Origin of the sequence: Bryocella elongata (genome assembly GCF_900108185.1) — a bacterium.
In the GTDB taxonomy this organism is placed as follows: domain Bacteria; phylum Acidobacteriota; class Terriglobia; order Terriglobales; family Acidobacteriaceae; genus Granulicella; species Granulicella elongata.
Window position 1 is genome coordinate 651,321 of the sequence record NZ_FNVA01000001.1, and the last position, 14,265, is coordinate 665,585.

General features: G+C 60.0%; 2 protein-coding genes. Both read left to right on the top strand.

Features of this window, described 5'->3' with window-relative positions:
- Positions 1-27: 27 nt before the first annotated feature.
- Positions 28-2,121: a TIM-barrel domain-containing protein gene (locus tag C4S68_RS02745; RefSeq protein ID WP_103931469.1), complete on the top strand. Its 2,094-nt coding sequence runs from the start codon at positions 28-30 to the stop codon at positions 2,119-2,121.
- Between the two features lie 763 nt (positions 2,122-2,884).
- Positions 2,885-14,215, top strand: a complete 11,331-nt coding sequence (locus C4S68_RS02750; RefSeq protein WP_103931470.1) for a pectinesterase family protein — start codon at positions 2,885-2,887, stop codon at positions 14,213-14,215.
- Positions 14,216-14,265 lie beyond the last annotated feature (50 nt).

Consider the following 14,265-nt stretch of genomic DNA (forward strand, 5'->3'; position numbering starts at 1 on the left):
AACGGCCGGGTTCAGATCTCTGTAGCGATGGAAGGCGCACGCTACAGCTTCATGCAGGGCACCGATACGATTGTTGGCGCAGCGCCGGTTGCCGGGATTCTGATCGATGGAAGCCCAGTCACCCTGGAGTCGCACGAGGCATGCTCGCACAGCAATTGCATGCTGCACGGCAGAACGACTCGGGGAGCAACTCTTACGCTAGATGTGGAGATGCGGGCAAACGAGGCTGTGCTTGCCGCCGAAGTGCAGCCGGCTGGCGCAGAAGTTCGCTTCGTAACAGCTGGCGCAGCACCGGCGTATGGACTTGCCGATCATGCTGTGGAGCAGAGGCAGTTCTCGACTGATCACAAGCCTTTCTACGATACGGAGGTTAGCGGCTTTACGGACGATGAGTTTCTCTCCGGCCAGGGACTGACGCGGCTGGTGAGCAACTTCGTGATCTATCCCAGGCAGCAGTTTGCGGAGCTGTTGATCGATCCGACAGCGAAGATCGTTCACACGTCCGCGAAGGAGATCGTGCAGGGGGTGAAACACGCCGAAGGCGAGCTCCGGCTCTACTATTTCTTCGGAGACCCGCACCAGATCTACGCAGCCTATCGCGAGGCTCGCAACGCTGCGGGGTACCGAATCTGGATGCCGAAGTATGAAGCTCTTGGTGTGGGCTGGGAAGCATTCGGGGCGTTGGGGTGGAACACCAATGCCAAGACCGACCAGGAGAGCATCGATCGCTACCTGAAAGAAGGCTACCCTCTGCGCTGGGCAGTCATCGGCTCGGGGTTCTGGCCGTCAAAGCCGGAGACAATGCATGAGACCACCAGCTTTGGCCTGTGGGATAAGGCGAAGTACCCCGATCCAGCTGCACTGATCCAGCATCTGCATGACGAGAAACTCACGGTGATGCTTGGTTTGAGGATCACCTTCATCGTTGGAGGCCCGTATTCGGACGAAGGGGTTGCGAAGGGATACTTCCTCAAAGAGGATGGGCGGGCGAGGATCTATCGCGGCGGTTGGCCACATTCTCCCTACTATCTGCTGGACGCGCACAACCCCCAAGCTCTGGACTGGTACATGTCTCTCGTCAAGAAGTGGCAGGACTACGGCATCGGTGGCTGGAAGGAAGATTTCTACGGCTATGGTGGCAGCGGGCTACGCGATGACAAAGTTGACCCAACAAACGATCGCCTGATGGCGCAGAAGCAACTCGTCATCGAACGGAACGGGTATCTTTCGTCCAACGGCGATCTGCATCGCATCAACGACTTCAACTATGACCAGGATCAGGATCGTGGGCCGGTGAACGCGCTTGCATTCGCCTACAGCGGGTTCCCCCTGGTCTATCCGGACATCGTCGGAGGTACCTTCGGCGAGAGCCGCTTCAACACACAGCGCACGGAGCGCATGCAGGTATATGTGGCACGCAATGCGCAATGGGCCGCGATGCATAGTTCGATGGGAATGGGCGAACCTCCGTGGAGCTTCTCGGCTTCGACTGCAAAGGTAATGTTGCAGGCGGCAAAGCTGCACGAACGCATTGCACCTTACCTTTTCAGCAATGCGCGCAGGTTCTATGAGGACGGTTATCCGTGGACGATGACGCCGCTGCCAATCGCGTTCCCGAACGACCCCAAAGCTTACGGGCGCGAGAACGAGAAGGATCGCGCTTACGAGTGGATGATCGGAGATTCTATTCTCGCGACTCCGCTGTATGGAGGAGATTTCGATACGGCTAAAGGGCGCGACGTCTATCTGCCTGCCGGAGAATGGATGGACTTCGATACAGGCAAGCTGTATGACGGTGACCAAATGTTGCGGGGCTATTCTTTGCCCATTGGAAAAACTCCGATGTTCATTGGAGGGCCCGGTGTCACGCTTGAGGCAATTGATGGAGTCAATCGCATCTGCATCTATCCGGTATCGCTGCAAGCCACGACAACGATAACGCTGCCGGGGAGTGACAGGCCCATTCGTGTAGCAGTCCAAGGTTTGCGGCTAGGTATGACGTGGCGTTCGGTGGAGGTGGTAGATGGTGAAGGACGCGCAGTTGCAGTCCGACGAGAAGGCCATGGATTCAGCTTCGTTCCAGCCGCTGCGGCGTCTTATCGAGTTATCGCGAAACCCTAACCCAGAGTTGGCCTCCGGCTCCGCTGGGGAGGCAGTAGACGCCGATAAGAGCTGAGTCCATCCAGATGTTTCCAGGTGTGATCCCCCAGGCACTCGCAAGAGAGAACTGCTCCGCCCGGGCAGCCGACAGGCCAGAGAAACTCTTGGACTCTGCGTTCCCGGTTCCATCGCAAGACTTAGGACATGACGCCGGCCGATGTACTGAAGCGAACGCTACTTCCGGGAACGTAATCGGGGGAACGACAAAATCTCCATTTGGCGAATGCTCTTTTACCGCCCTGGCCCAGCGCGATGGAAAAGCCACTTCTTTCGTCGGGGTCTTCATGATCGGGCCGCATGAAAATATCGAATATTGTGGACGGCTTGCCTGATACGGCTGCGACGAAGCTCCTCGCCCGAACGCTTCTTCTGCACTGCATCTCCCGTGAGTCTTAGCTCATTCGTCGCGATACGGCCTGAAGGATCCTTCAGGTTCAGTGCGGTGCCGTAGCGGATCTGTCAGACCGGCAAATAGCACATCGGACGAAACAGGAGCCGCGTCGAAAGACTCCTGCGGCGCGGCCAGTGCCGACGGTCGCCCGACGCTCGTGGAGCAAGAATCCCCAATTGAAACAATTTCATATAGATCAAACGTGGATGAGGTCCAGCACTCGATCCTCCGATTCTTCAAGATGCATGCTTGACAAGCTTTGGGTCGGGCTCCTAGATTTCTCCGGCACCTGTAAGGCAACTTTTGGAACGGGTCAGGCTGCCGGGAGATCCCATGCGCTATCCGCACGTATTCGCACGTCTTGTTATCGCCGTTGTTGTGACCGCAGCCTTGCGTGGCAGCGCTTCGAGCGCCCAGCAGGCACCGATCGCTCTGCCCAATACGATCACCAGTCTGGCAGGTGGCGCGACCGGAGTTGCGAGTGGTTCGGCGTGCGTTACGGACTCGTCGCTGACTGCGCTGGACGCGTTTGGTGATGGTTGCCCTGGCGCGTCCGCGGTGTTCAGCAGCGACCTGCGTGGCGGCGTTGCGGTCGATCCGTTTGGCAACGTATGGGTAGCCGATAGCAGCAACAGTGCGATTCGCAAGATTGATGCACGTTCGGGCATCATTACGCTCGCAGCGGGTAAGGGCACGGCATGCTCGAGCAAGACTGACTCCAACGGTGATGGCTGTCCGCAGTCTCAGACGGTGTTCAGCAGCACTCCGCGAGGCATTGGCACGGACCCATGGGGCAACGTGTTCGTGGCGGGGTATGGGAGCAGCCTGATCTCGGTGCTCTGTAATGCGACCTCGCCGTTGTGCCCGAATACCACTGGAAAACATCTGGTTGGTTATATGTACTCGGTGGCCGGTTGCGTGGCCACGACCAGCTCTGCGGGCACCGGCGGTGCAGGCGCTGATGGGGGTATCGCGCTGCCGACGGGGACATGCTCCACGTCTGTCGCGGAGTTGAATCAGCCGCGCGGGGTCGCAGCTGATGTGTATGGGAACGTGTTCATTGCGGACACGGCGAACCTGCGCTATCGCGTGGTCGTGGGACCAGCGACCTGGAACGGCGTGGCAAATCCGATGGCCAGTGTCATCTCGATGAACCCGACGTATAGCTCTGTGACGGCGGCAACCGCTGCAGGGCATATCTATCCGATCCTGGGCGGAGCGACATCCCCTTCGTCGGGTGCAGCGTGTTACTCGGGTGCGACGGTGACCGCACTGGATGCGCTCGGCGATGGCTGCCCGGCATACGTGACCAGCACGAACACGAGCAGCTCCTCCGCCCAGGGTGTGGCTGTGGATCCTGCAGGAGATGTGGTCTTCGTCCCGGCGAGTGACCTTCGCGTGCGTGTGCTTTACATGGGGGGCACGGCGATGGCCCACCTGATTACGGTGAACAACCCCGGCGTAACGCCAGTGGTGGGCTACGTCTACTCCATTGCGGGTGGCGGAGCGAGTACTGCCCCGAGCAGCACTCCAATTCTCGGCTCGGCGGCGAAGCTGGATACCAGCATCTTCAAAGTTGCGGTCTCGTCGAACGGAGACATCTACATCGGTGACAGCGCCGCGGTGCTTTACCTGGATGGAGCGACTGGATATATCCGCAAGCTGTTCGCATCGGGCGCGGTCTGCGGCAGTGCGACGGACACGGTCGGCGATGGCTGTCCTGCAAGCGCGGCCACCTATGGTGGATCGAACGGTCTGGGAATAGCTCTTGATGCGTTCAACAACCTCTACATGGCAGACACCACGAACAGTCGCGTTCGTGAGGTTGCTGCAACGACTCTAATCCCAAGTGCGATGGGCTCGACCGCCAGTCAGACCGTGGTGTTGCACAACTCAACGACCTCCTCCGCTTCGACTCTGCCGGGCACCTCGGAGATCAGTCTTGGCTCGACCACCTGCGGTTCGGTCAACGCCGACAGCACCGTAGAGTGCTCGGTGCCTGTGACATTTGCACCGACGAAGCCTGGAGTCAGGTCTACCGCGGTAGCAACGACTGGAGCTCTCGCCGGAACATTGGCTCTCTCCGGGGTGGGCTCGGGCCCAGTGCTGACTTCGGACATCCCGAACCCAACGACAGGTGTGTATGGCGCAGCGATTACTCCCGCAGCCATCGCAATCAGTGGCAGCGGCAACGTATATGCGGTGGACTCCGCGACAGGGAACTACGTCCAGATTCACAGCGACGGCAGCGTGACCGTGCTGGCGTCGGGTGCACCTACTGGAACGGTGTCGTTGGCGGTCGACTCATCGGAGACGTTGTACGCCGTGGGCTCGAGCAGCACGACCATCAGCACGGAGACGCTGAACTCCAGCGGCACGTACGTGGCTGGCTCCATCAGCTATACGCCTGGTACGAACCCCGCGGCGCCGCGCGCAGTGACCGTTGATGCCAATCACACAATCTACGTCTACGATCTGACGAACCAGTCGATCTATCGCTTCGTCAACACCGCGTTGTCCAGTGGAGCTCCCACCGTGATGGGTACGGGCTACACCAGCGTCGTGGCTCTCGCGCTGGACCCGCTTGCGAATCTATACATCGCGGACAAGGGCGCGCAGACGCTGTACCGCATCAACCCACTCGGCGTGCAGACGAGCCTAGCGACTAGCTTCACGCCGACGTCCCTCTCGGTCGATGCTGGCGGAGCGGTGTATCTGCAGGATGCTGCGAGCGGTACGCTTGTGGTGCATACCAGCAATGGCCTACAGACCACGCTGCTATCGGGGCTCTCGCAACCCTCTGGTGTAGCAGTGCAAGCGAACGGCGACGTGATCAGCGCAGATGCAGCGACGGCCGGCGTTCTCGCTATTACGCGCACGTCCGTGAGCTTTGGCTTTGGGACGAGCACGTCGACCACGTTGACGGGAACACTGGGCAACGCCGGCAACCTTGCGGCGCCTCTGTTTGCGCAGACGGATGCCAGCGACTTCGCTTTAGTCGCCGGGGTGACGAAGGGTTGCACCTTCGCATCAACCGCTCTCGGCAAGGGGCAAGGCTGCACCTTCAGTGCGAGCTTCACTCCTACGGGATCGGGGACCGGGGCGGTCAGTGACGTACTGACTTTGACTCCAGCGAGCAGCATTGGCTCGCTGACGCTAACCGGCACCAAGACGGGCACCGCCGTGACGACGATGACCACGGTGACGAACCAGACTCCAGCCTCGCCTGTCTATGTGCCGAGTGCTACCGAGGTGAGCTTCACCGTAACGGTGACGCCCTCCAGCGGAAGCGCGACAGGCAGCGTGAACGTGTCGATTGATGGAGGTACAGCGACCGCCTATGCTCTTACGAGCAACGCCGCGGCCGTGCCGCTGTCGGGGCTGACCGCGGGGGCACACACGATCCAGGCAACGTACCCGAGTCAGGGCGGCATTGTCGGATCAACGTCGACGGTGAGCAACTTCTCGATCGCCCAGGCGACAACCTCATTGACGTGGACGCCGACGATGGTAAGCGTGCCGGTAAGCCAGGCGCTGGGCACGGGCGTATTGAATGCGACGTCAGGCAGCATCCCAGGGGCGTATGTCTACACTGCGACACCCTCCGGTGGTCCGGCGATATCTGTCGATGCCGCGAGCTATCTGCCCATTGGAACGTATGCCCTGGCCGTGACGTTCACTCCGACGGATGCTACGGACTACAGCGGGTCGACCGGGAATGTATCGAGCTTCAGCGTCGTACAGGCCAGCACCACGTCTACTGTTGGTGCTACGACGAACCTGGTCGCCGCGGATGGTTCCGGAAATTACACAACACTGAGCGCTGCCGTCGCTGCACTGCCGACGGCAGGAGGGGCAATTTACATCGCGCCCGGCACGTATACGGAACAGGTCAGCATCGCGTATCCCAATGTCTCGCTGCGTGGCCTGGGTGGTGATCCCACCAAGGTCATTCTGACTGCCGAGGCGGGCGCTACACCGAACGCACAGAACGGTGGCAAGACAGGAGATGAGGGCTCGTCGACACTGAACGTCGACAAGGCAACGATCAATACGACGACCTATGTTCCGAACAATTTCTATGCGGAGTACATGACGGTCAACAACACGTGGAACACAGATACGAGTGTGAATCCGTCGGCTCTCGTGTCGTCCGGCGGCTCGTGCGTGGCCAACACTTCGAATCTGTCGAACAACGCGCTCTACCTTGCGGGCACACTCTGCTATCCGCAGGCACTCTCGGTGTGGACCAGGTCGGATCAGTCGGTCTTCAACAATGTCCGCCTCAACAGCTTGCAGGACACTCTGTATGCGGGCAGCCAGGGATCGAGCGGATCGTCGTACACAGCAGCGCGACAGTACTTCTGGAAGGGCTATATCACGGGCGACATTGACTATGTCTTCGGCGATGCCGCGATGGTCTTCGATCAGACGCAGTTCTACACCCAGTGGCACGCGACGACCGCTGGTGGCGGCACAGAGACGATCTCTGCGCAGAACAAGGCTGTGGCCAACGGCAGCACGAATGACTACCTGAGCGGCTATGTGATGAATGCCTGCACGCTCACCTCGCAGAGCACGGGCATGACTGGCCTCTACTTCGGGCGGCCCTATGGTCAGTTCTCCACGAATGTCTTACTGAACACGAAGGTCGACCAGGTCAATCCACTTGGGTGGCTGGAATTTTCCGGGCAGACGAACCTTCCGACGTCGACGTACGCGGAGTACAACAGCATCCCGTATACAGATGCGCAGGGCAACACGGGGCAGGGCGTAACTGGCACGAGGGAGACAACGTCCATCGCTCCGCAGGTGTACACCACTGCGGCGCAAGCAGCAAAGTGGGCGCCTGTGACGTTCCTGGGCCAAATGGCAAACGGAACGTCCTGGAACCCGACGACCGCTCTTGCGGGGTACAGCAATGCCTTCACTCCGACGACAGCGATCAGTGCACACGCGGGGACGAGCGTGACGCTGCTCTATCGCCCGCAGACTCCCGGGGCCGGCGTGGTACCGACAGGTACCTACAGCATCTACGACAATGGCAGCCTGCTTATCAGCGGGACGCTGGATGCTTCGGGCTCGGCATACTACACCACGACCTCGCTTCCGGTGGGCCCAAACAACCTGACAGTGAGTTACAGCGGCGACAGCAACTTCCTCGGATCGACATCAGCGAGTGCCTATGTCGTTACCATCACGCCGTCTTCCAAATTGACCCCTGTCGTTGGCATCACTGCGACGGCTGGTGCAAGCTATGGACAGTCCGTTATCGCAAATATTGCGGTGTCGGGAACGGGAGTAACGCCCACGGGATCTGTAAGTTTTTCCGTCGATGGCGGAACTCCAGCATCGAAGAACCTCACGGGGGGAGCGGCCTCGTTTACGCTTAGCGGCTTGACCGCAGGTGCTCACAGCCTGAGTGCGGTTTATACCGGCGATACGGTCTATAGCGGCGGAAATGGCACAGGCAGCGTGTCGCTCGCTAAGGTTGTGTTGCAAGTCACAGCCAACAGCCAGACGATCGCTTACGGTACGTCCGCCGCGACATATACTGCGAGCTATATTGGGTTCGTACCACCCGATACGACGAGTGTCCTGAGCGGCAGCCCTTCGCTGACCACTATCCCCGCCACGCCGACGGCACCCGGCAGCTACACCATCACAGCTGTGCAGGGAACGCTTAGCGCAACGAACTATAGCTTCACGTTCGTCAATGGCACACTCACGATCAATGCACCGCCTTCCACCACGGCAGTCGCGACTGGCGATACGCGCACAGTGACCGAGCCTAGCTTCCCATCGGTCTGCATGCAGCTCGTCGCTGCGATCGCCGACACGAACGGCGACATCCCCTCGAGCGTGGATGCGACCAACACCAATCCCGATGGAGCGCGCATTCAGGCGGCGCTGAACGCCTGCACTTCCGGTCAGGCCGTGGAGCTCTCCGCAGGCAACGCCGGTGCGGATGCGTTCCTTACGGGGCCGCTGGTGATGCCGTCAAACGTGACGCTGCTCATCGATCCGGGCGTGACGATGTACGGATCACGCAATGCACAGGACTATGACGCCGTTGCCGGGACGCATACCTGCGGCACCGTCAACAGCAACAGCGCGACGAGTTCCTGCAAGCCGCTGATCCTGATCAACGGAGTAAGCAATGTAGGAATCATGGGCTACGGCAAGATTAACGGCCGTGGTGGCGACGTCGTTCTCAACGCGTTCCCGGCCAGTTATGCGGGGCAGACCTGGTGGGGCCTCGCGACGATTGCAAACAGCGGAGGAAATCAACAGAATCCGCGCATGATTCAGCTGGGCGGCAATGCTTCGAACATCACGATGTACAAGATCACGCTGATGAATTCGACGATGTTCCATGTTTCGACCACGAGCTCGGTTGCGGGCTTTACGGCATGGGATGTGAAGATCGTGACACCGACCAGCTCACGTAACACGGATGGTATCGATCCGGGCAATGTAAACAACTTCACCGTGACGCGGTCGTATATCTCGGATGGCGATGACAACGTTGCAGTTGGTGCATCGGGCTCCAATCCCGCGACGAACATCTCCATCACCAACAATCATTTCTATGCCGGCCATGGCGAATCGATTGGGAGCTATACGTCGGGCGGGGTGAGCAACGTGCTCTTTGACGGCAACATGCTCTCAGGCAACGCGAGCGTCGATTCCAACTCCACGGGTATCCGCATCAAGAGTGCGAACGACCGTGGCGGGGTGGTCACGAATATTCAGTATTCCAACTCGTGCTTCCAGAACCATAAGGCGTTGATGCAGTTCACGCCTCTGTACAACACGAACACCGGAACGTTGACTCCGAACTTCAACAATATCCTGCTTCAGAACCTGACCTTCCTCACCGAAGGCACGGTGCAGCTCACCGGGTCTTCGAACAATGGAACGGTCTATCCCCTCGGGATCACATTCGACAACGTGGGATTCACTACCCTGCAGGCCTCAGACCTGAACGGGACTGCACCTTCGAACACCGTTGTGACGCTTGGTCCCGGCCAGGTATCGTCGAACTTTGTCACCGCGATCAATGCAGATGCTGGCTCGAACGGTGTGGTCGTGACGGACAACCGCACGGTCAGCACCCTGCTGCCGCCCACATGCAACTTTACCTACATCGCTCCCGAGCTCACGGGCCCGAATGGAGCGAACCAAAGCATCACGCAGGGGCAGACAGCCACTGCGGTTGTCATTCTCACGCCAACGGTTGCGGCCGCGTCGTATCCCTATCCCACGGGGATGGTCACGTTGACCGACTCCAACGGCGGGGGCATCACGACCGTCACGCTCCCGGGCTCCAGCGATACCGTAATGGTGCCGCTGACTGGACTTGCCGCAGGCACGCATACATTCAGTGCCTCGTACTCCGGAGACACCACCTATGTTCCGGCGATAAGTGGTCAGCCCTATGTGAGCTTCGGTTCTTATCAGGTTGTGGTCAATCCTGGCGCGACGTCGAGCACAACGACTGTGCTGACGGGAGTGCCGGCGTCGGTCTCGTATGGCACCGCGTTTACTGCGACAGCGAACGTGACCGGAGCGACGACAGGGAACGTGGAGTTCGTGGTCAATGGTGTGGTCGCAAGCACTTCGGCGATTGCGGGAGGAGCGGCTTCTGTCACTCTGAACCTGCCGGTTGGTGCATACTCGATCGTCGCGCAGTATCTCGGGGCAGCGGGGAGTGCCGCATCTGCTTCTGCTCCCGCGAACGTCACGGTCGGAGCGGCGGCTACGACGACAGTGGTCACGGCATCTTCTAAAACGACTACTGTTGGTGTGCAGATCAAGTTTGTTGCGACCACGACCTCCACAGCGGGGACTCCCACGGGGACGGTGACCTTCGCTGCAAGTGTGAATGGCGGCGTGGCTTCTACGGTGGGATCTGCCACGCTGAACAACGGCACCGCAAACGCGAGCCTCAACCTGCCACTGGGAACGGATAACGTCACGGCGACGTACATCGGCTCGGTGAACTTCGGCGCTTCCACCTCGACCGGAGTGGCCATCACGGTGAATCCGCCGACGGTGTACCCGCTGTCCTCCGCGCCGATAGCGCTTCCCCTGACAGTGAGCACAGTTGCAGGCGGAGCTACTGCGGCTAACGCCAATACCACGTGCGCCGGTTCCACGGATGCAAACGGGAATGGCTGCCAGGCCACGCAAATGGTGTTCAGTGGCTCGTCGCTTGATCTACGGAGCGTGGTCGCGGACCCCTTCGGCAACCTCTATCTCACAGATGCGAACGCAAGTGAGGTGCGGCGCATTACTCCCGATGGCACCATCACGCTCTTTGCTGGCTATTTGAGCGGCACAGCTTGTTTGCCTGCCGCAGGAGCACCGTGCAACCCAACGCTCGTAAAGCTGAATAAGCCGCGCGGCGTCTTTGCTGACGCGTTCGGGAATGTGTTCATCGCTGGATACAGCGACAACAAGGTGTACGAAGTGAAAGTTGCGGATGGTCTGATGTACCTGGTCGCCGGCAGTGGATCGCGACCGAGTGACCCGACCCAGACGAATGGTGACGGAGGCGCCGCGACAGCCGCGCTTATCAACCAGCCGCGCGGGGCCGCGGCCGATAGTTACGGCAATATCTATATCGCAGATACTGCGGACAACAAGATCCGCGAGGTCGATACGTCGGGAAACATCCAGACAATCATTGGCACCGGCATCAGCTCGTCGACGGGCGATAGCGGGCTAGCAACTGCTGCGACCGTCAGCAATCCGCAGGGTGTTCTGGTTGACCCGAGTGACAACGTCTATGTCGCAGATGCGGCACGCGTGCGCGTGTTGTGTGTAACGTGCGCCAGCGGATCGGGCCTGTATAACCTGCTGCAAAAGCTCGGTGTTTCGGCACCGACCAACGGCTACATCTACACCATCGCAGGCACAGGATCGAGCACCTATAACTACACCGCTCCGGCGCTCGCGAACACGGTGGACGTCGCGCCGCAGAAGCTTGCCATGGACGCTTCGTCGAACCTGTACATCAGCGATGGCAGTGGCGTGGCATGGTTTGTGGACGCGCATACTGGCTATATTCGATTGCTGGCAGGTAAGGGAACGAGCTGCAACTCGAGCAGCATCGGCGATGGTTGCCTGGGAACGCAGGCGAGCTTTGGTACTGGCACCGGCGGTGGTATCGGTGTTGGCGTTGACCTGCAAGGGAACGCGTATATCTCCGACACGTTGAACGGACGCATCCGCAAGATCGCGACCAACCTCATGTTCCCGTCAACTGCGACCGGAGCATCGACGACGCAGCCAGTGCGGTTGCACCTGATTGCAGGGGACACGCTTGGAACAACCTCGCTGCCGCTCGTCTCGACGGACTTCACATTGAGTTCCCTCACTTGCGTGACGAACACCGATACGACCCAGGACTGCAGCGCAACAGCGACCTTTACGCCGACGGTCGCAGGGCCACGCGGGGCGGCGATGCCCGTTACGACTGCGGGGTCACATACCGCGGTCTTCAGTCTTGGCGGGATCGGTAGTGGATCTGGGGCGACGCTTGATCCTGCGACGTCCACAACGATCGGCACGGGAATGACTCCGTCACTTGTGGCCGTGGACAGCCAGGGCAACGTATATGTGGCCGACGCGACAAGTAAGAAGCTGCTGCGGTTCGCGGCCGGTGCGACTGGGGCCTCTGCCAGCAGTACCGTGCTCGCGACCATCAACAACCCCACCGCCATCACGACGGACCAACGCGGCAACGTGTATGTTGCGGATGCAAGTGGCTCCGTGACGCAAGTCTCGTCCACTGGTGCAAGTGGGAGCTTTGGGACGTTCGCATCGCCCTCGGCGCTTGCGACCGACAGCGCGAACAATCTCTTCGTTGCTGACAGTTCAACCGCAATGGTCTATGAGGTGGGTGCCAACGGCATCGCGCAACGTACCTTGATCGCGTCGGGCCTTACGGGCCCAACGGCTATGGCTGTGGCCGCACCAAACGCGCTGTACGTGGCTGACGCCGGAACCATCTATCGCTATGGATACTCCAGCGCGACGCCAGTTGTGGTGAGTTCGGCGGTTGCTCACCCAGGCGCCTTCGCCGTGGATGCGGCGGGGAACCTATTGGTGACGGACAAGTCTGCGGGCACCATCAGCGCGATTCCGTCGAGTCCGAACACCGTATCGTTTCCTGTTGCGAGCGGGATCACGGCGAGCGCCCTGGCGGTCGATGGAAACGGGAACGTCTATACGGCGAACGGCAGCGGCGGTGTTGTTGAGCTGCTGCGAACGCAAGCGGCGGCAAGCTTCAAGGGGACGGGCATCCTTCCGGCTACGTTCACGCTGCTCTCCACGGGTAGCCAACCGTTGAGCATCTCGTCGCTGACTCAGACGGACAGTGCTGATTACTCGGTGACAGCAGCCGCTGCAGCGGATTGCACCGTCAGTGGCGGTGTGCCGTCAGCGGTGGTGATGGGTGGGGGCTGCGCACTGACTGCGACGTATGCTCCGACAACGTTCACCAACACTACAGATACGGTGTCCTTCAATGGAGCGGGTGCGCTGCAACTGGTGCTTACAGGAACAAATACTCCGCTGGCGACGACGCTTGTGTTGGGTGCTCCAACGCCCGCGAGTCCTGTGTTGGGGCAGTCGGTGAGCGTCACAGCGACGGTGGCTGCGGCGGCCGGATCACCTGCGGGCAATGTGGTCTTTACGGTCGACGGGACAGCGCAATCGCCGATTCCCATTGTCGCAGGTAGCTCGACCGCTACGCTGACCGGGCTTGCGGCCGGGAACCACACCGTAGGCGCGAGCTATACATCGAGTAACAACTTTCTTGCATCGAGCGCGACGGCCGTGAGCTTTGTAGTCAAAGGGACGCCGGCTCTGGCGCTGTCCGTTGCTCCCGCAGTCACATCGGGAAGCGAGTTGCAAGGAATCGCGTTGACCTTCACGGCCACTTTGACGGCGAGCAAATCTCCGGTCGGAACGGTGAGCTTCTACGACGGCTCAACGCTGCTGACAAGTGGTGTCGCCTTGAGCGGCAGTGGCGTTGCGACTTACACGACCTCGGCGCTTGCGGTTGGCGCACACAGCATCACGGCGCAGTTTGCCGGTGACTCCCTGAATCAGACTGTGACGAGTACCCCCGTGGCGTTCACGACAAAGGCTGCGGTAACGGCTGGCATTACGACCTCCACCCCAAGCCTGTACCTGTCGGTGTCGGCGCCTGGATCAACCACGGCCACGCTCTCCTACGCACCGAATGCAGGCTATGCGGGAACGCTGCAATTCTCGTGCGTGGGATTGCCAGCAGGCGTCACCTGCAGCTTCAATCCATCGACTCTGACCTTCACCCAGTCGAGCACAGCTGCGCAAACGACAACTCTGACGATTGCTGTGGCAGCGGTTCACGGCATGCTGCAACATGGACCGGGTGACGGACGCCCGATCTACTATGCGCTGCTCTTGCCGGGGCTCCTGGGATTGTGGCGGCAGCGCAAGAAGTACAAGCTCGCGTCGCGCTTGTTGCTGCTGGCTCTGATTTTCGGCGGCTTCGTTTCGTTGACTGGCTGCGGCAATGGTTCCTCCGTATCGAGCTCAACATTCAGTGTTGTGGCGACTGACGGAACCAATAGCATCTCGACCCTTGTGAATCTCACCATCCACTAGGATCGAGCAGAATTTGAATGCCGCCCCGGACTTCCTTCCGTTCTCGAAGT

Excerpts from the sequence above, each read along its gene's own strand:
- C4S68_RS02745 (WP_103931469.1), top strand. The coding sequence starts at position 28 with ATGGAAGGCGCACGCTACAGCTTCATGCAGGGCACCGATACGATTGTT.
- C4S68_RS02750 (WP_103931470.1), top strand. The coding sequence starts at position 2,885 with ATGCGCTATCCGCACGTATTCGCACGTCTTGTTATCGCCGTTGTTGTG.